20 protein-coding genes and 1 other annotated feature are annotated in these 17358 nt (G+C 41.3%); of the genes, 14 read left to right on the top strand and 6 right to left on the bottom strand.

What is annotated here, in order from left to right; all coding sequences use genetic code 11:
* Positions 1-11: 11 nt before the first annotated feature.
* A complete protein-coding gene (moaC, locus tag BPOF4_RS14300; RefSeq protein WP_012959902.1) occupies positions 12-494 on the bottom strand; it encodes a cyclic pyranopterin monophosphate synthase MoaC in 483 nt (160 codons plus the stop codon).
* Positions 495-616: 122 nt separating this feature from the next.
* On the opposite strand from moaC, the gene BPOF4_RS14295 reads away from it, so the two are divergent.
* The 5 genes from BPOF4_RS14295 (at position 617) to moaD (ending at position 3800) form a co-directional block, all read left to right on the top strand.
* Positions 617-1129 carry a MogA/MoaB family molybdenum cofactor biosynthesis protein gene (locus BPOF4_RS14295; RefSeq protein WP_012959901.1) on the top strand — a complete coding sequence of 171 codons (513 nt, stop codon included), beginning with the start codon at positions 617-619 and terminating at the stop codon, positions 1127-1129.
* Between the two features lie 199 nt (positions 1130-1328).
* A complete protein-coding gene (locus tag BPOF4_RS14290; protein WP_012959900.1) occupies positions 1329-2594 on the top strand; it encodes a molybdopterin molybdotransferase MoeA in 1266 nt (421 codons plus the stop codon).
* Positions 2585-3097, top strand: a complete 513-nt coding sequence (gene mobB / locus BPOF4_RS14285) for a molybdopterin-guanine dinucleotide biosynthesis protein B (RefSeq protein WP_012959899.1) — start codon at positions 2585-2587, stop codon at positions 3095-3097. Before BPOF4_RS14290 ends, mobB begins: the two co-directional genes overlap by 10 nt.
* Positions 3097-3561, top strand: a complete 465-nt coding sequence (locus BPOF4_RS14280) for a molybdenum cofactor biosynthesis protein MoaE (RefSeq protein WP_012959898.1) — start codon at positions 3097-3099, stop codon at positions 3559-3561. Before mobB ends, BPOF4_RS14280 begins: the two co-directional genes overlap by 1 nt.
* Positions 3558-3800, top strand: a complete 243-nt coding sequence (gene moaD, locus BPOF4_RS14275) for a molybdopterin converting factor subunit 1 (RefSeq protein WP_238446468.1) — start codon at positions 3558-3560, stop codon at positions 3798-3800. Before BPOF4_RS14280 ends, moaD begins: the two co-directional genes overlap by 4 nt.
* A 54-nt stretch (positions 3801-3854) precedes the next feature.
* On the opposite strand, the gene BPOF4_RS14270 is transcribed toward moaD, so the two are convergent.
* Together BPOF4_RS14270 and mobA are read right to left on the bottom strand one after the other, a co-directional pair.
* Complete coding sequence (locus tag BPOF4_RS14270; protein WP_012959896.1) at positions 3855-4778, bottom strand: aldo/keto reductase; 924 nt, start codon at positions 4776-4778, stop codon at positions 3855-3857.
* Positions 4779-4792: 14 nt separating this feature from the next.
* Positions 4793-5383 (bottom strand): molybdenum cofactor guanylyltransferase, encoded by a 591-nt coding sequence (gene mobA, locus BPOF4_RS14265; protein ID WP_012959895.1) that lies wholly within the window; start codon positions 5381-5383, stop codon positions 4793-4795.
* Between the two features lie 98 nt (positions 5384-5481).
* On the opposite strand from mobA, the gene BPOF4_RS14260 reads away from it, so the two are divergent.
* The 9 genes from BPOF4_RS14260 (at position 5482) to BPOF4_RS14220 (ending at position 13888) form a co-directional block, all read left to right on the top strand.
* Positions 5482-6279, top strand: coding sequence for a M23 family metallopeptidase (locus BPOF4_RS14260; RefSeq protein ID WP_012959894.1), 798 nt, complete (start codon positions 5482-5484; stop codon positions 6277-6279).
* Positions 6272-7138, top strand: a complete 867-nt coding sequence (locus BPOF4_RS14255) for a M50 family metallopeptidase (protein ID WP_012959893.1) — start codon at positions 6272-6274, stop codon at positions 7136-7138. Before BPOF4_RS14260 ends, BPOF4_RS14255 begins: the two co-directional genes overlap by 8 nt.
* Before the next feature lie 149 nt (positions 7139-7287).
* Entirely contained in the window at positions 7288-8799 is a 1512-nt protein-coding gene (locus BPOF4_RS14250; RefSeq protein ID WP_012959892.1) for an Rne/Rng family ribonuclease, read from the top strand.
* 85 nt (positions 8800-8884) lie between these two features.
* Positions 8885-8959, top strand: a sequence feature (ribosomal protein L21 leader region).
* 12 nt (positions 8960-8971) lie between these two features.
* Entirely contained in the window at positions 8972-9280 is a 309-nt protein-coding gene (gene rplU / locus BPOF4_RS14245) for a 50S ribosomal protein L21 (protein WP_012959891.1), read from the top strand.
* Between the two features lie 9 nt (positions 9281-9289).
* Complete coding sequence (locus tag BPOF4_RS14240) at positions 9290-9616, top strand: ribosomal-processing cysteine protease Prp (protein ID WP_012959890.1); 327 nt, start codon at positions 9290-9292, stop codon at positions 9614-9616.
* A gap of 20 nt (positions 9617-9636) precedes the next feature.
* Positions 9637-9915 (top strand): 50S ribosomal protein L27, encoded by a 279-nt coding sequence (gene rpmA / locus BPOF4_RS14235; protein ID WP_012959889.1) that lies wholly within the window; start codon positions 9637-9639, stop codon positions 9913-9915.
* Positions 9916-10220: 305 nt separating this feature from the next.
* Positions 10221-11843, top strand: a complete 1623-nt coding sequence (locus tag BPOF4_RS14230) for a Na/Pi cotransporter family protein (RefSeq protein WP_012959888.1) — start codon at positions 10221-10223, stop codon at positions 11841-11843.
* Positions 11844-11983: 140 nt separating this feature from the next.
* A complete protein-coding gene (locus BPOF4_RS14225) occupies positions 11984-13129 on the top strand; it encodes an amidohydrolase (protein ID WP_012959887.1) in 1146 nt (381 codons plus the stop codon).
* Between the two features lie 24 nt (positions 13130-13153).
* The gene (locus BPOF4_RS14220; RefSeq protein ID WP_012959886.1) at positions 13154-13888 is read left to right on the top strand and encodes an MBL fold metallo-hydrolase; all 735 of its coding nucleotides are present in this window, start codon (positions 13154-13156) and stop codon (positions 13886-13888) included.
* Positions 13889-14347: 459 nt separating this feature from the next.
* Here BPOF4_RS14220 and BPOF4_RS14215 read toward each other — a convergent pair whose 3' ends face one another.
* The 3 genes from BPOF4_RS14215 to BPOF4_RS14205 all read right to left on the bottom strand — a co-directional run bounded on the left by BPOF4_RS14215 (position 14348) and on the right by BPOF4_RS14205 (position 17301).
* Entirely contained in the window at positions 14348-15628 is a 1281-nt protein-coding gene (locus BPOF4_RS14215; protein WP_012958121.1) for an IS110 family RNA-guided transposase, read from the bottom strand.
* A 388-nt stretch (positions 15629-16016) separates the two neighbouring features.
* Positions 16017-16880 carry a permease gene (locus tag BPOF4_RS14210; protein ID WP_012959884.1) on the bottom strand — a complete coding sequence of 288 codons (864 nt, stop codon included), beginning with the start codon at positions 16878-16880 and terminating at the stop codon, positions 16017-16019.
* 97 nt (positions 16881-16977) lie between these two features.
* Entirely contained in the window at positions 16978-17301 is a 324-nt protein-coding gene (locus BPOF4_RS14205; RefSeq protein ID WP_012959883.1) for an ArsR/SmtB family transcription factor, read from the bottom strand.
* Positions 17302-17358: the final 57 nt, after the last annotated feature.

Here is a 17358-nt window from a genome sequence, read left to right as displayed (position 1 = left end):
CATTCGTTCTGTTAAGCGCGGTGATAGTCGCCATTTTTACCGCCGCTCTTGTGGCTTAAGTACGTTTGACCGATCATCATTCCTTTATCTAATGCTTTACACATGTCATAAACGGTAAGAGCCGTAGCACTGGCAGCTGTTAATGCTTCCATTTCTACTCCCGTTTTCCCTTTTGTCTTCACCTCAGCTTCAATCTTGAGCACCCATTTTTGTTCTTGCTGTTCCCATGAAAAGCGGATATTGATGCCAGTAAGGGAGAGCGGGTGGCACATCGGGATCCATTGTGACGTGTTTTTAGCCGCCATAATACCAGCCACTTGGGCAACAGAGAGAACATCACCTTTTCCAATCTTTCCTTCCTCAATCTTTTGATGAATCTCATTTGTTACTTCAATGCTTGTATGAGCAATGGCTGTTCTTGTTGTTTCTTGTTTATCAGAAATATCAACCATTTTGGCGCGTCCTTGTTCATTAAAATGGGTCAGTTCACTCATCCTAGTTCATCGCTCCTTTTTAACCTGCTTTCCCGTCATTTGAGGGGATTGCCTTTTGTTGTTGGATATCTGTGTTATCATAATGGAAAAGTTATTTTTTTGTCAATTTAGGGGGAATCAACATGTCAGTAGAACAACATAAGAAAGAAGCGCCAGCTGAAGTGCGTTGTATGATTTTAACAGTTTCAGATACAAAGTCGTATGATACAGATAAAAGCGGAACGTTAATCCGTGAAATGTTAGAAGAGGGCGGACATAGTGTAACAGAATACCAGATTGTCCGTGACGAGTACAGTCAAATCCAGCATTGGTTAAAGATTGCAGCGAGCCGTGCTGATATTGATGCCATTTTAATTAACGGCGGTACAGGAATCGCATTGCGTGATACGACGTATGAAGCCGTTCGTGACAGTTTGGATAAAGAAATGCCAGGGTTTGGGGAAGTGTTCCGTTATTTAAGCTTTGTCGAAGATATTGGAACAGCAGCTATTTTAAGCCGCGCGATTGCGGGTGTCAGAGATGGAAAAGCCATCTTTTCAATGCCAGGATCACCAGGTGCGGTGAAGCTTGCAATGGACAGAATCATTGTGCCAGAGCTTGGCCATGTGATGAGAGAGATTTTAAAAGATCGTTAATAGTAACGATACAGATGAGGCCGCAACGATGATTTGCGGCCTTATTCCGCTTTAATAAAACTATTTTCTTTTGTATAATAAAAGGAATTTCTTATGTGTAAAAAAGAGAGTGTTGTTGATAGAAGGATAGAAAGATAGAAAGATAGAAAGATAGAAAGATAGAAAGATAGAAAGATAGATAGATAGCGAGGTGTTTCACTTGGTAGAAAGAAGAAAGCCGATCGCAGTTTCTGAAGCGGTTACACGAGTGATGAAGTACATAAAAGAAGGAAGAGTAAAGATGATATCCATTGATGAGTGTGATGGATACTATTTAGCGGAAGAAATAAAGGCAGATCATGATGTGCCGCCTTTTGACAAATCTCCATATGATGGATTTGCCATCCGTGCCGAAGATACGATTTCTGCCACAAGAGAACACCCTGTCACTTTAGAAGTAATTGAAGAAATAGGGGCAGGGTCGGTTGCTTCCAAATCCTTAAAAAAGGGAGAAGCAATCCGGATTATGACAGGCGCTCAAATTCCAGCTGCTGCAGATGCGGTGGTGCAGTTTGAGTTAACAAGAGAATGTAAAGAAGCTGAGCGGGATTTTATAGAAATTAAGCGTTCGTTTCTAGCAGGGGATAATGTGTCAAAGCAAGGTGAAGATACGACCAAAGGATCTAAATTAGTTTCAAAAGGAGCTAAAATCACACCCGGGGTCAAGGCGCTGCTTGCAACGTTTGGATATGCAAAGGTACCAGTGTATCAGAAACCCAAAGTGGGAATCTTTGCGACAGGAACAGAACTGCTTGATGTGGGTGATGAGCTTGTACCTGGAAAGATTCGTAACAGCAATGCCTACATGACAGCTGGACAGCTAAAAAAAGCGGGAGCAGAGCCTGTTTATTTTGGGAAGCTGGTAGATGATTTTGATCAATGCTATGAAGCAATAAGCAATGCGATCGATCAAGTTGATTTTTTAATCACAACTGGTGGAGTATCTGTAGGCGATTATGATTATCTGCCTGCCATTTATAAGAAGTTAGGAGCAGAGGTGTTATTTAATAAGGTTGGGATGAGGCCAGGTAGTGTGACAACGGTCGCTGCGCTAGGCGATAAACTGTTGTTCGGATTATCGGGCAACCCGTCGGCATGCTATGTCGGCTTTGAGCTTTTTGTTCGTCCGATCCTTCTATCTAGCTTCAGCCATGACAAGCCTCATCTGCAAAAAGAGCGAGCAGTGTTGGATGCTGACTTTCCTAAACCTAACCCGTTTACACGTTTTGTGCGCAGCAGGGTAAGCATTAAAGAGGGGCGTCTTCACGTGATTCCTACCGGTCTTGATAAATCAGGTTCTGTTACCTCGCTTAGTGATGCCAATGCTTTGATCGTACTGCCGGGCGGGACAAGAGGATTTACAACTGGAATGGATGTTGAGGTGCTGTTATTAGATGGTGAGGGAAGCAAGTGGCCGTGGGAGTAAATTCTATCATTCAAGTGGTAGGGTATAAAAACAGCGGAAAAACAACGTTAATCGAAAAAGTCATTGCTGACCTAGCCAAAAGAGGTTTGAGGATAGGGACAATCAAGCACCATGGACATGCGACCAAGCTTGTATCTCTAGATTCTGGCACAGACTCATGGAAACATCGTCAAGCTGGTGCGGCTGCAAGTCTCGTTATGAATGAAGATGGGGCTCTGCAATTGCAGGCGGCCCAAGAACAAAAGCCATCACTAGATCAACTGCTGGCAATGTATCAAACTCTTGATCTTGATGGAGTCCTTGTGGAAGGGTTTAAGCAAGAAGATTACCCGAAACTAATCATTGTAAAAGAAGAGAGTGATCTTAAGCTAGTCGCTACACTAAAACAGGTAGAAGCAATTGTGACTGCCTTGCCAATAAAGAGAGTGGACTTGCCGGTGTTTCATTTGAATGATGCCGCACGGATTAGTGAATGGATTATAACGCGTTGGGAGAAGAAATAATGGAGAATTTATACGAGATTACAAGAGATCCAATTAGTATAGAAGCAATTGTGAAAAAAGTAGAACATCCTCATGCAGGTGCGATTAATACATTCATCGGCACGGTTCGAGAGCTTACACATGGAAAGCGTACGATTTATTTAGCCTATGAAGCGTATGAGTCAATGGCTGTTAAAAAGCTTGCCCAAATTGGGGAGGAAATTAAAAAAAAGTGGCCGGATACAAGAGCGGCCATCACTCATCGGATCGGGCAGCTTAAAATTAGTGAAATAGCTGTTGTGATTGCAGTTTCTACTCCTCACCGTAACGATTCCTATGAAGCAAGCCGTTATGCGATTGAGCGCATTAAAGAGATTGTGCCGATCTGGAAAAAGGAGCATTGGGAAGACGGGGAAAAATGGATGGGCGATCAGCTTGAAAAAGTAGCCTATCCAACTGGTAAACCACCTAAAGGAGACGAATGATGATTACGTTATTATTATTTGCTGAGTTAGCTGAGCGTCTGAACACAAAAGAAATGCAAATCGATGCTTCAGGAAAAAGCCTTAAAGAAGTGAAAGAAATGGTAAAAGAGCAGCATGAGGGAATTGCGCATGTTATTGATCAATCGATGATTGCTGTAAACGAAGAATATGCAGAAGGTACAGAAGTCCTTAAAGACGGTGATGTGATTGCGTTTATCCCTCCAGTTAGCGGCGGGTGAAAATGAATAGAAATAAAAGCAAGGTTTCTGAACTCAGAAACCTTGCTTTTTTTGTTAGCTGCGATGCTGCTCATAGGTAGAGGCTTTTGTAAGAGATTTTAGCAATGTTACCTGCTCTTCTGTTAACGGATTTGTTTCTACTGCGCGCACATTATCCTCAATTTGTTCGATACTGCTAGCCCCGCATACGACAGCGGCCACAGTAGGGTGCGCCAGACAGTAATGCAAAGCAAGCTCAGACAATGGGCGCTTGAATTCATCATGAGATGAAAGTTTATCGAGAACCACTTTTAATTCCTCAAATGTGTAGTCAAGATAACCATCTTTTTGGATTTTTTCTCCTGCGGCGCTTAGAGGTTTTTTGGCTAATAATCCTTTAGCGAGCGGCCCTCTTGCGACAACAGAGGTTTGGTGGTCATCTAATAGAGAAAACCACTCCTCAGCGCGGCGGTCAAGCAAGCTGTACTGCATCATCACGCTTTCTACATTCGAACGTTTCACATATTCCTTAATCACATTCGGTCTAATCGAAGAAATTCCATAATGGCGAATTACCCCTTCTTGTTTCAATTCTTCAAACGCTTCAATGGTCTCGTCAATCGGGTCTTCAATGGTTCCGCCGTGAAGCTGATAGAGGTCAATGTAATCTGTTTGCAGACGGGTTAAACTGTCTTTCACGGCTGATTTAATATGCTTTTTAGAAGGGTCCCATTCCCAGCCTTCCTTGTCCCTCTCAAACCGATTGCCAGCTTTTGTTGCAAGGATCAGATCATTTCTACGATGCTTAATGGCATTGCCGACAAATTGTTCGTTTAATCCTTTATCATAAAGGTCGGCTGTATCAAAATAATTGATACCAGCATCTAGAGCCGCATCGATAATTTGAGTGGCATAATTTTGGTCTGTTCCAAGCGACATACAGCCAAGTCCTATTTCACTTACTTCTAAATCTGTTGTTCCTATTTTTCTTTTTTTCAACATATATCTCTCCTTTAATCTAGTTTTGCTTCTGGCCAGTCTTCTGGTTTGTTGACATTGTGAAACGCTTCCGGGTCGAATGAAGCATCAGCTGCTAAGTAGGTATCTGCCGCTTCTAGCAAGGCTCCTACTTTATATATTTTTTGATCTAGCAGCTCGCTGATCGTATGCTGCAGACTTTTATGGTAGAGACCGATTAATGGCTGTTTTCGTCCTTCTATAATCGGAATAATGGCTTGTGAAGTTGTTCCCTGTTGGATCTTAATCAGCTTTTCATAGACATCTGTATGTATATAAGGTGTATCACAAGGAGCTGTTACATACCACTCAGCATCTTTTGTGCTCATTGCTGTGTATAATCCGGCTAATGGTCCTAACCCTTGATATTTAGGGTGATCTAGAACAACGGATGTTTCTGTCTTGGCTTTAATGTCTTTTAAGATAGCAGGATGGCAGATAATGAGCTGTTCTTCAGTAAGGTCCTTCAATGCGTCTAAACTATGCATAAAAAATGGCTTGCTCTGATAGTGTGCTAGGGCTTTTTGACGTCCATATCTTCGTGACTGCCCTCCAGCCAAAACAACTCCAAGATATTTTCTCTCCATAAGACCCCTCCTTATTTCCTATTCCCAATTCTGTCATATCAAAAACGGACAAGTCATATAGTTATTGTAACAAGTTAAAGGTAAAGGTGGAATGAGGGATGTCTAAGCAGCTGAATAAAGTCAAAAAGCGTTTAGAATCAAGGAGAAGAGAGATACAGGGGAATGTTAAACAAAGAGAAAGAACCGCTCCGATGCTCGTTCATAAGCATGAGGATGCAAGAGAAGAGCCTGATTTTTACGTCGAACCAGGATCGTTTAAAAGTACTCCGCCATTAAAGAAGGGACAAGATCATTTCTTAATCCGGGCTATGCTCTCTGTCTGCATCTTTCTTATCATTGCCATCATGTTTAAAACAGGAGCTCCTCAATTTGAAGGAGTCAGACAGTTTGTGAAAGGTTCGTATGAACAAGAATTTCAATTTGCTGCTGTGGCCAATTGGTATGAAAATCAATTTGGACGGCCGCTGGCTCTATTGCCAGAGCCAAGAGATGTGGCGTTAGGTGACGTAAATGAAGAGGAACCGGAAGCGGAGATGGTCTATGCCGTACCAGCATCCGGCCAGATTAGTGAAGGCTTTGAACAGAATGGACGAGGCGTCTATATTGAAACAGGCGCTAATACAAGTATAGAAGCGGCAAAGGGCGGCTATGTAATTACTGTAGGCGGCATCGATGATGAGGAGATTGGCAAGGCTGTTGTCGTGCAGCATTATGATGGAACCGAATCAATCTATGGGCTGTTAAATGACATTCATGTAAATATGTATGACCACATTCAAGCCGGCCATGAGATTGGCACGGTATCAACTAATGAGGAAGGGAGAGGAGTCTATTACTTTGCTTTAAAACAGGGAGATCAGTACATTGATCCCAGTGATGTGATTTCATTTGAGTAGTCTATGGTATCTGCTCTCTAAAATGAAGATCAATCCCTTCTTCTGGGTCGTGCTTGGAGGAGGGGTAATCACTGGATATTTTCGTGAAGTGCTTCTCGTTTTTGCGATCGTCTTTATACATGAAATGGGTCATGCGATAGCAGCTCATTCGTTTAAGTGGAGGATTCACAAAATTGAGCTGCTTCCTTTTGGCGGAGTAGCGGAGGTGGAAGACAGCGGGAACCGGCCGATAAAAGAAGAGTTGATTGTCATTCTCGCAGGGCCGCTTCAGCATGTTTGGATGATTGGATTATCTTATATCCTGCTTTATCTGGACGTATGGTCGCAGTCTACACATGAATTATTTGTTTGGCATAACCTCACCATTTTGCTCGTTAATTTAGCTCCTATCTTGCCGCTTGATGGAGGAAGGTTCATTCAATTGCTGTACATGAAGTATTTCTCTTATCATATGGCATTAATAAGATCGTGGTCTGCCTCTTGTGCAGTGTTGGGAGTGGTTACGATCTTTAGTGCAGCGCTATTTCCCTTTCATTTAAATTTATGGGTCGTATTAAGCTTTCTGATGATCGTTCATTATCTGGAGTGGAAGCAGAGGCATTATCGAATGATGCGATTTTTAATTGGAAGACCTCAAACCCAAAAGGTTCCAAAAAAGAAAATCAAATCTGTGGCTGTATCAGGACAGCTCTCCCTGTTTGACGGAATCAAAAAAATGTATAGAGGATATATTCATGAATTTCACTATCTTGATCCTGCGACGAAAAAGAGGGTCACGGTTTGCGAGGCACAAGTGTTGGATGCCCTTATTCAAAAAAAACAGTGGCAGATAACATTTGCTGAGCTGGCATCAAGGTAAGAGAAGCGGCTGATTGCTGACCGCTTCTCTTTGTTGTACTGTTATTAGTTCTTTGGATTAGTTGTGTAATCCTGTAATCGAAAGACTGCATAAAAGGCTGTGATAAGGTACAATGAAAGGGACGGAATTGGACGTAAGGAGGGTGGCCTGTGAATCGAAAAATCTATTTTAATACAGCGACAAGAGAACGCCGCGCTGCAATAGTGGAGAATGGGCAGGTAGTGGAGTTACTAGTAGAGCGCCCTGCAGAAAATCGAATTGTAGGTAATGTATACATAGGCAGAGTCGTTAATGTTCTGCCAGGCATGCAGGCAGCATTTGTCGATATCGGGCGCGAAAAAAATGGGTTCCTCTATCGGGATGATCTTCTAAGTTTTCATTTATCAGAAGAAGCGGATGAGGTGAAAAAACAACGAAATATTACGGAATTTGTGACCAAAGGGCAAGAACTTTTAGTTCAAGTCACAAAGGAAGGATTCGGGCAAAAAGGACCTCGTTTATCAGGAGTGGTCTCAATGCCTGGTAAATACACTGTGTATATGCCAGAAGGCGGGTATGTTGGAGTGTCCCGCCGAATGGGGACAGAAGAAGAGAGAGAGCGGCTGCGCGGGATTGGAGAAGATCTTCTTAAGGAAAACGAAGGAATGATTATCCGAACAGTTTGCGAAGATGCGAAGCCGGAGGTGATCGAGCAAGATCTTCATTTTCTCCGAACGAGCTGGGAGAGTGTGTGGCAGGAGGGAAAAGAAAAGAGAGCTCCTGCTTTAATTCATCAGGGCTCGAGTTTAATTGAGAAAATGATGCTTGATTTTTCTTTGAATCAAATTGATGAGATCGTAATTGATGATGCTGATGACTATCAGACGTTGAAAGCTCTCCTTGCTCCCTACTCTGATGTTCATGAAAAAGTAAGGCTCTATCATGACAAAGAAAATATCTTCTCGGTATTTGGAATAGATAAAGAGCTAGATAAGGCATTAAGAAGGCAGATATGGCTGAAAAACGGGGCCTACCTCATCGTTGATCAAACGGAGGCATTAACAGTCATTGATGTGAATACCGGCAAGTTCACGGGGAAAACGGATCTTCAAGATACGGTGCGGAAAACCAACCTAGAAGCAGCTAAGGAAATTGCAAGACAGCTTAGACTTAGGGATACTTCAGGTATTATTATTATTGACTTTATTGATATGAAACGAGAAGAAGATCGTGAATATGTGTTAGAAGCTTTTAAACGAGGGCTGAAGCAGGATCGGACGAAGACGAATGTGGTAGGCTTAACAGGGCTTGGGCTTGTTGAGATGACGCGGAAAAAAGTGCGTCAAAGCTTGCAGGCAAGTCTTTCAAAAGCATGTCCAACTTGTAAGGAGCAGGGATCTGTTTTATCAGATGAGGCACAGGCTTATAAAATTGAACGACTAATATGGGAGTACCGCGGCATGGACCATGAAGCCATTCTGATTGAACTTCCTTCTGCCGTGTCTGCTGTTCTGGCCGGGCCAAAAGGGGAATTATTAAAGCAGCTTGAAGAAGCGACAGGCTTTAGGATTTTACTTATGCCAAATAAGCACATGCCAGAAGAAGCCTTTGCGATTCGCTTTATGGGAGATTTAGAAGAAGCAGCAAGCCAGCTTGAACGGGTAAAACAGAAAAAAGGGTAAATAAAAGGTTCAACCGTAAAGTTGCGATTGACACCCTGAATTTTTATGTGATAAAATAGCTTTTGTTAGTTATTTGGTCGCACCCAAACAACTACAACCGCGCAGATTAGGTTTTTAAAAGGCATAGCCCTTACCTATAATGGCGAGTCTGAGTATATGAGGAGGTGCAGGTATGTACGCAATTATTGAAACTGGTGGTAAACAAATCAAGGTTCAAGAAGGTCAAGAAATCTACATCGAGAAATTAGATGCTGAAGCTGGTGATGTTGTTAGCTTTGACAAAGTACTTATGATCGGTGGTAACGATGTGAAGGTTGGTGCTCCTTTAGTAGAGGGCGCAACTGTTTCGGCTAAAGTTGAAAAACACGGTCGTCAAAAGAAAATCATCGTTTACAAGATGAAGGCTAAGAAGAACTATCGTCGTAAGCAAGGTCATCGTCAACCTTACACTAAAGTAGTTATCGACAAGATCAACGCTTAAGGTGTAGAGATGATCACTGTTCTTATTGAACGTAATGCTAATCAACAGATTGATTCTTTTACGATGAGTGGACATGCTGACTCCGGTCCGCATGGTCATGACCTCGTTTGCGCTGGAGCTTCAGCTGTTTCTTTTGGAGCGGTCAATGCGATTGCTGCCCTGTGCAGTGTAGAGCTTGATATCCATATGGAAGAGGAAGGCGGGTTTCTCCGCTGCGGTGTTCCAACTGGTTTGGATAACACCACATATGAGAAAGTCCAGCTCCTCCTTGAAGGGATGATTGTCTCTCTTCAATCGATGGCTGAAGAATACAGCGAGTATATTGAAATAAAGTAAATATCCAGGAGGTGAATTCCATGTTAAAAATGAACCTTCAATTTTTCGCATCGAAAAAAGGGGTAGGTAGTACAAAGAACGGACGTGACTCACGTTCTAAGCGTCTTGGTGCTAAACGTGCTGACGGTCAAACCGTAACAGGCGGATCTATCCTAGTTCGTCAACGCGGTACACGTGTTTACCCTGGTACAAACGTTGGTAAAGGCGGCGACGATACTCTTTTCGCGAAAGTAGACGGCGTTGTAAAATACGAGCGTGTAGGACGCGATCGCAAACAAGTGAGCGTATACCCTGCATAATTGTAAAGAAAACTCTCAGTTAGTATATCTAATTGAGGGTTTTTTTGTTGTGTTTAAAAGTTATTATTTTCTATAAAAGGGTAAAGTTTTATCTGGGAACGTTATCAACAGCTCAACATTCAAAGGTTTTTTGGGCAGTCTAGAAGGTATAGAATGTTGTAAATGAGAGGATAGAGAGCGCCTTTACAATTCCTTTACAAAATCTTAATAATAATATCGTTTACTTCTTAATAAAAGTTTCTTACTATGGTCAAGGGATGAGTTATTGAAGACAACTTCAGACAACAACTAAAGGGGATGTAGTAATGGATTTACAAGAACTGTTGTTTATGTTCTTTGGAGGACTAGGTATTTTCCTTTTCGGGATTAAGTACTTAGGGGATGGCCTTCAAAAGGTCGCTGGAGACGGCCTGAGAGATCTACTTGACCGTTTTACAACAAATCCAATTATGGGTGTGTTTGCGGGTATTTTTGTTACGATTTTACTTCAAACAAGTACAGGGACGACTGTACTGACGATCGGGCTTGTTAATGCCGGTTTTATGACCTTAAAGCAAGCAATTGGGGTCATTATTGGAGCGAATATTGGTACAACAGCTACGGCGTTTATTATCGGGATTAAAATTTCGGCATACGCACTTCCAATCATCGCAGTAGGTACATTCTTAATATTCTTCTTTAAAAATCATAAAGTTAATAATTACGGACAAGTTCTATTTGGCTTTGGTGCTTTATTCTTGGGACTGAATTTAATGGGAGATGGAATGAAGCCTGTCCGCGATCTGCAAACATTTGCTGATTTAACGGTCAGTATGAGTGATAACCCATTACTTGGTGTAGCAATTGGAACGATTTTCACAGTCATTATTCAAAGTTCTTCTGCTGCTATTGGTTTATTACAAACATTGTTTGCTCAAGGAGCTTTGAGTTTAGATGCAGCTCTTCCTGTTTTATTCGGGGATAATATTGGTACAACGATTACTGCTGTACTTGCAGCAATCGGTGCATCAGTTGCAGCAAAGCGAGCAGCCTTAACACATGTTATTTTTAACGTAATTGGAACGATATTAGTATTGATTTTACTAGTTCCTTTTACGAGAGTCGTTGAATATTTCCAAAACAGCTTAAATCTAAATCCTGAGATGACGATTGCTTTTGCTCATGGTATTTTTAATGTCTCAAACACATTGATTCAACTGCCGTTCATCGGTGTACTAGCATGGATCGTTGTGAAATTAATCCCAGGACAAGATTCAGCCATTGCATACAAAGCAGTTCACTTAGAAGAACGGTTCATTAGGCAATCTCCTTCTATTGCTCTTGGCCAAGGGAAAAAAGAAGTATTACGTATGGCAGAGCTGTCTGAAAAAGGAATTGAAGAGGTTGGTCAGTATTTTAAAACGCAAGGGAAAAAGCACAGAGAGCTTATTCCCCAATATGAAGATGCGATTAACAATTTAGATAAAAAGATTACGGATTATCTAATTCAAGTCTCTTCTCATTCACTAACAGATGAAGATTCAAAAACTCACTCTACATTAATGAACACGATCCGTGACCTAGAGCGTATTGGTGATCATATGGAGAACATTATGGAGCTTGTTGAATATCAAATTACGAATAAAGTGAAATTCTCAGACTCAGCCGTTGCTGATCTAGATGAGATGTTTGACCTGACATTGTCTACTTTAAGACAAGCTGTTAAAGCATTAGAAACAGACGATATTGAAGAAGCGAAATCTGTTTTACTGAAAGAAGAACAAATTGATAAGATGGAACGTGACCTTCGTAAGAAACATATCATTCGTTTAAATGAAAATAGATGTACAGGTGCTGCTGGTGTTATTTATGTTGATATGGTAAGTAACCTAGAGCGTGTTGGTGACCACGCAGTGAATATTGCAGAAGTGGTTATTGGAGAAGAATAATCGAACGTGAAAATCCAACCGATAAATCGATCAGTCAAAACATGGCTGGTCGATTTTTTTATGGGTAGAAGTTATTCTCTAAAGCATGTATAGTTTAAGTATTCAAACTTTTCGGTATCCGAAACAAGGAGTGACTAAGCATGAAAGCATATGTTGGAGCGACGATAATAAACGGAACAGGTGAAGTATTAGAGAAGGCAGCCTTATTAGTTAATAAAGGAAAAGTAGTAGATGCGGGAGAGAGGATTGATCTTCCTGAAGAAGCCGAAGTCATTGATATGGAAGGGAAATACATAACTCCTGGTTTAATTGATGTCCATACACATATTGGCGTATTTGAAGAAGGGATTGGGCCTGCAGGACATGATTTTAATGAAACATCTGCTGCAACGACGCCGCATGTAAGAGCGATTGACGGTATAAATCCATTCGATCAAGGGTTTCTAGATGCACGTGCAGCAGGAGTTACAACTGTTCAGATTATGCCTGGCAGTGCGAATGTCATCGGCGGTGAAATGTCAATCTTAAAAACAGCTGGAACGATCACAGATGAGATGATCGTTAAATCTCCATCAGGTATGAAAGCAGCCTTTGGTGAGAATCCAAAACGAGTCCATGGAGGAAAAGGGAAGGAGCCGATGACTCGTATGGGTGTAGCTGCAATTTTTCGCAGTCAGCTGATGAAGGCTCAGGATTATGTAAAGGAGCAAAAGGAAGGCACCCTAAAACGGCGCGACCTTGGAATGGAGCAATTAGCTAAAGTCATAAAAAAGGAAATTCCGCTCCGAATTCATGCGCATAGATCTGATGATATTGTAACCATCCTTCGTTTAATAAAAGAGTTTGAAGTAGAGGCAACTATAGAACACTGCACAGAGGGACATCTTATTGCAGAATATCTTTCAAATCATCCAATCCGTGTTTCAGTTGGGCCGACAATGACCTCTCGTACAAAGGTAGAGTTGAATGATAAAGGCTGGCATACCCTGATTGAGCTTGAGAAACACGGGGTCCCTTTTGCGATTACAACGGATCATCCTGTTGTAACGATTGAGCATCTTATTACATCTGCCCATACTGCAGTGAAAAACGGGTTGTCTGAGCAATCTGCCTTAAAAGCAATTATGATAAGAGCAGCAGAGCATCTAGGGATTGCCGATCGTGTAGGATCACTTGAACCAGGCAAGGATGCTGACTTTGTTATTTGGTCTCATCATCCATTTAATGTTCATGCTAATGTGATGCAAACCTTTATTAATGGAAAGACTGTGTACGGAGAGTTATAAATAGAAAGAAAGCGAGGAGTGCTGATGAACATTACAGTCGTTGGGTATTGGCATGCTTATCCTGAAAGAGGCGAAGCGACCTCTGGGTATTTACTAGAACATGGCAGCACAAAGCTGTTACTCGACTGTGGCAGCGGAGTCGTCTCCAACGTGCAAAAATACATAGATCTTAATGATTTAAATGGTGTTGTGCTTTCGCATTATCATCATGATCATTTCGCCGATATCGGCCCGCTTCAGTATGCCCAGATTGTAAACAAGGGAATGGGAAAGCGGAAGAAGGATTTTACGATATATGCCCATCAAGAAGATACAGCTTCTTTCAATAAATTAGCATATAAAGATCTTGTAAAATCAGTAGCATATAACGAGAGAGCACCGCTTAAAATTGGGCCTTTCACGTTCTACTTTTTCAAGACGCAGCATCCTGTTCCGTGCTATGCGATGAAAATAACATGTGAGGGAAAACAGATTGTTTATACCGCTGATTCTAGTTATTTTGCAGGGTTAGCTGATTTTGCAAACGGATGTGACTTAGTCATTACAGAATGCAGCGGCTACAGCGGGGATCATGTAGGACAATATGGTCATATGAACAGTGAAGATGCAGCGAAGTTAGCTGTCAATTCAGGTATAGAAAAGATCATTCTCTCCCACCTTCCTCATCATGGGGATCATGAGCAATTAAAGCGGGAGGTAGAAGAGAGGTTTAACCGGATTGTTCTATTAGCAAAATCAGGGCTTGTGCTTGAATTGTAAAAAGAGGCTGGGACATAATAAAAGTAAGTAACCGAAATCCCGAATAAAGCGATAAATGAGTGGATGAAATAGACGTAGACTCCCTCAGGAAAAGTTAATCTGACGGGGGTTTCTTTGGTTTTTAACACTACTAAAAAAAATTTTTTAAGACTATACTCCGATATCCATATACACATTACGGAAGATTAAGAAGGATATGGCTGTTATGCTTACGCGTGGCGTTGGCAGTTTGTAAACTACTACCAATTCAAATGGTATTTGCACGAGTGATCTCTGCTGCTTCAGGGGACGTACCCTCCCATATCTCCTGGCATCAAGTGCCTACATTCCTTCGTTGGGTCTTTCCTGACGCAGAGCTCGGCTTCTACTCCTGCATGGACTCACCTATCCTAGGCGGTCTTAAGTCTACGCTTGCCGAGTCTCTGTGCATATGTTGTTAAAACGAAGAAAGCTTAACACTTACGCTGCTCTACTCTCTGTGATATAGGAGAGGTCCGCTAACATCCTTTCAGGATTGAAGCTTGCTTGATTCCTACTCAGTCCATGAAACACTTGAATGAGCTTTCTGCATAATACGACCATCGCTTCTTTCTTCTTCAATGGGTTATACTGGCGCGAGTGATAATAGGTATACACGCTGTTGAACGCCTCATTATTATGAATCAGCGGAAGGATGGCTTTGTAAAGAAGTGCCCTTAATCTTCTTCTGCCACGCTTAGAAATTCTCTTGGTTCCTTGATGGTTCCCTGAGCTATTCTCTCTTAATGTTAACCCCGCTAGTTTAATAATTTGGCGTGGGTGTTCGTAGTTCTGAAGAGAACCCGTCTCAGCTAACAGCTCACTGACCGTGTTTTCACTAATTCCTTTAACAGAAACAAGGTATTCAAACTCCGGTAAGTATCTTGCCTGTTCAACCATTTGAGTCGTGACTTCTTCGAGTTGAGCATCTAATAGCTCTAATTGATGAACCAAGCTTTGGATTTCTAACCGCGCCATTTGCGCTCCTTCTGTTAGTCCAATCGAATGACGGGCCAAATTAATGAGCTTCGCCATTTTAGGTTTACCCGCGTACTTAGCTCCAGCCTCTTTCTGTTTGAGGACTAACTCCTCTGCAGAGGCTTCTTTGATATCTTCTGGAAGGGGAGTAAGCTTTAGAACCGTCAGTTCTTGTTTTCCAAAATTCTTAAAGGCTTGTCGAAATTCCGGAAAATAAAGGGCAATCCAACGCTGTATTCTATTTTTTACTGCCCCAATGTCTTTTCGTAGACGTTCTCGAATGGCTGATCCTTGACGCAAAGAATGATCTACCGGGGTCATGTCTCTTGGTACACTAAAGTAGCCGTTTGGAAGTAATTTCGCAATGACTCGGGCATCTTTGGCATCATTCTTTGTTTGAAGGTTATCATCCATTTCCTTCGAATTTTTCACGTGTAGTGGGTTCACTAAGACGAATGGAAAGTCAATTGCCTTTAAGAAATGAGCTAGGTTCATCCAGTAATGACCGGTTGCCTCAAAACCAATCAGAACATCTGTCTTTTGATGTTGGTTCATTAACATGTGAATGTACTCTTCAAACTGGATAAAGCCTTCTCTAGATTGATGAATCCTCCACACTTTAGCTAATTCTCGACCGCGGCTATCAATCGCGCAGGCATAGTGGTTCTCCTTTGCGATATCAATTCCAATGACAAGAGTGCTTTCTTGAACTTGATTAATTCGTTTCGTTCGATTATCCTTCATGTGAGGATCCTCCTTTTTTAATGTTTGTTTTGAGACACAAGCATCATATCGGAGGATCCTTTTCTTTTCAATAGGTTAAAACTCATCTGACAGGAATGCTCCTGCAGGATGTAAAAGCCAAAGGTGAGACCCCGCAGTGCCATAGCACGAGGAGGCTCACCGGCTTCCTGCGGAAAGCGAAGTCTATTTCAGGAACGGCTTATGTCCACATCTATCATTATTCGGATTTTCATTTAGTTAAATAACTTTTTGTCCCAGCCTCATTTTTCTTCCGCTTGTGCAGAATGATTTATTTCTTTAATTTCAATTTTGCAGCATGATGAGGATTTTTTGGGCTGCTGTTTTTGGTTGAGTGTTTTTAATATTTTTTTCCACATAAGATCACCTCCTATATAAAGTAAAATACAAAGCCTGAGATCGTTGACATACTAAGCACCGATAAGACAAAAGCAACAATAAGCTGCTTTTTAAATATGGACTTTAGTAAAACAAGTTCTGGTAAGCTTGCACCTGAAGAGCTGATCATCATTGCCATGACAGGGCCGATTGCCATTCCATTCATGATAAGAATGTGAGAGAGCGGAATCATACTTGAGAGTCTAATATATAAGGGGATGCCGACTATTGCAGCAAGTGGGATAAGCCACCAAGCATCGCCGCCGAAATAGTTGCTGATAAATTCAGCTGGCACCAGACCATGTATGACAGCTCCGATAGCCGCACCAATTAATAAATACGGATAAACGGTTTTCATTAACTGCCATGTCTCTAGCCAAGCAGCTTTAAAGGAAAACGCCTTATTCGATTGTTCATATCCACTCATCATCACTTGTTTGACATAACGTTCACACCCCAGCTTTTCTAGCAACAGTCCAATGATTAATGAGAGGGACGATGTAATAAGAATATAAATCATCGTCACTTTCCATCCCATAATGACTGTCATAATGGAGAGAATTGTAGGGTCAAGTACGGGGGAAGCAAATAAGAAAACCATCACTACACCGAAGCGGACATTGTTTTTTAGAAGATTAATAATGACGGGTATAGTGGAACATGAGCAAAATGGTGTAAGGAAAGCAAAAAATAAAGCGATGACACTTGCTAAAATAGGATGAGATTGCTTGAGTTTGTTTTCAATTCGTTCGTAAGGTATGTAGGATTGAAGGAAGTTCAGTAAAAATGAGATACCGATAAACAATACTGTTAACTGCAGAGCGATCATACTAAAGCTGATAACTGTTTCTTTCATTTAAACCCCTCTTTTAAATCAATTTTTTTTGATTAATAGGCCACAATACATCAAAATATTTTGATGTAGACTGTAAAAGTAATCCCAGCTAATTTTATTATTCAGCTGGGCGGAGCAAGCAGCATAACTCTTCTGATAATAAATGATTGATTACTCCTGAATTGATACTGTAATAATTCCAGGTCCCTCTTTTCTCTTTTGTGATGATGTCTGCATCAAGTAAGATTTTTAAATGGTAGGAAAGCTTAGATTGCGTAAGATTAAGAATGTCAGTTAAATCACATACACAAGAGGAACCGTGTTCGCAAAGAATGGATAATAATTGTAATCGTTTTTGATCAGCTAATGCTTTGAACTGCTTTTCATACATCGTAAAGTCTGGTTTTTCTTCAGAAATAGTTAGAGGAATGGTTAACTTCATGTTTCTTGCCTCCTTATTGTTAGATCAAAATAAATTGATTTATAGATAGGTTATTAC

Source organism: Alkalihalophilus pseudofirmus OF4 (assembly GCF_000005825.2).
Classification (GTDB): Bacteria; Bacillota; Bacilli; order Bacillales; family Bacillaceae_D; genus Alkalihalophilus; species Alkalihalophilus pseudofirmus.
This window is presented reverse-complemented; position numbering and strand designations above follow the sequence as displayed.

Excerpts from the sequence above, each read along its gene's own strand:
- moaC (WP_012959902.1), bottom strand. The coding sequence starts at position 494 with ATGAGTGAACTGACCCATTTTAATGAACAAGGACGCGCCAAAATGGTT.
- BPOF4_RS14295 (WP_012959901.1), top strand. The coding sequence starts at position 617 with ATGTCAGTAGAACAACATAAGAAAGAAGCGCCAGCTGAAGTGCGTTGT.
- BPOF4_RS14280 (WP_012959898.1), top strand. The coding sequence starts at position 3,097 with ATGGAGAATTTATACGAGATTACAAGAGATCCAATTAGTATAGAAGCA.
- moaD (WP_238446468.1), top strand. The coding sequence starts at position 3,558 with ATGATGATTACGTTATTATTATTTGCTGAGTTAGCTGAGCGTCTGAAC.
- mobA (WP_012959895.1), bottom strand. The coding sequence starts at position 5,383 with ATGGAGAGAAAATATCTTGGAGTTGTTTTGGCTGGAGGGCAGTCACGA.
- BPOF4_RS14260 (WP_012959894.1), top strand. The coding sequence starts at position 5,482 with ATGTCTAAGCAGCTGAATAAAGTCAAAAAGCGTTTAGAATCAAGGAGA.
- rplU (WP_012959891.1), top strand. The coding sequence starts at position 8,972 with ATGTACGCAATTATTGAAACTGGTGGTAAACAAATCAAGGTTCAAGAA.
- BPOF4_RS14240 (WP_012959890.1), top strand. The coding sequence starts at position 9,290 with ATGATCACTGTTCTTATTGAACGTAATGCTAATCAACAGATTGATTCT.
- rpmA (WP_012959889.1), top strand. The coding sequence starts at position 9,637 with ATGTTAAAAATGAACCTTCAATTTTTCGCATCGAAAAAAGGGGTAGGT.
- BPOF4_RS14230 (WP_012959888.1), top strand. The coding sequence starts at position 10,221 with ATGGATTTACAAGAACTGTTGTTTATGTTCTTTGGAGGACTAGGTATT.
- BPOF4_RS14225 (WP_012959887.1), top strand. The coding sequence starts at position 11,984 with ATGAAAGCATATGTTGGAGCGACGATAATAAACGGAACAGGTGAAGTA.
- BPOF4_RS14220 (WP_012959886.1), top strand. The coding sequence starts at position 13,154 with ATGAACATTACAGTCGTTGGGTATTGGCATGCTTATCCTGAAAGAGGC.
- BPOF4_RS14215 (WP_012958121.1), bottom strand. The coding sequence starts at position 15,628 with ATGAAGGATAATCGAACGAAACGAATTAATCAAGTTCAAGAAAGCACT.
- BPOF4_RS14210 (WP_012959884.1), bottom strand. The coding sequence starts at position 16,880 with ATGAAAGAAACAGTTATCAGCTTTAGTATGATCGCTCTGCAGTTAACA.
- BPOF4_RS14205 (WP_012959883.1), bottom strand. The coding sequence starts at position 17,301 with ATGAAGTTAACCATTCCTCTAACTATTTCTGAAGAAAAACCAGACTTT.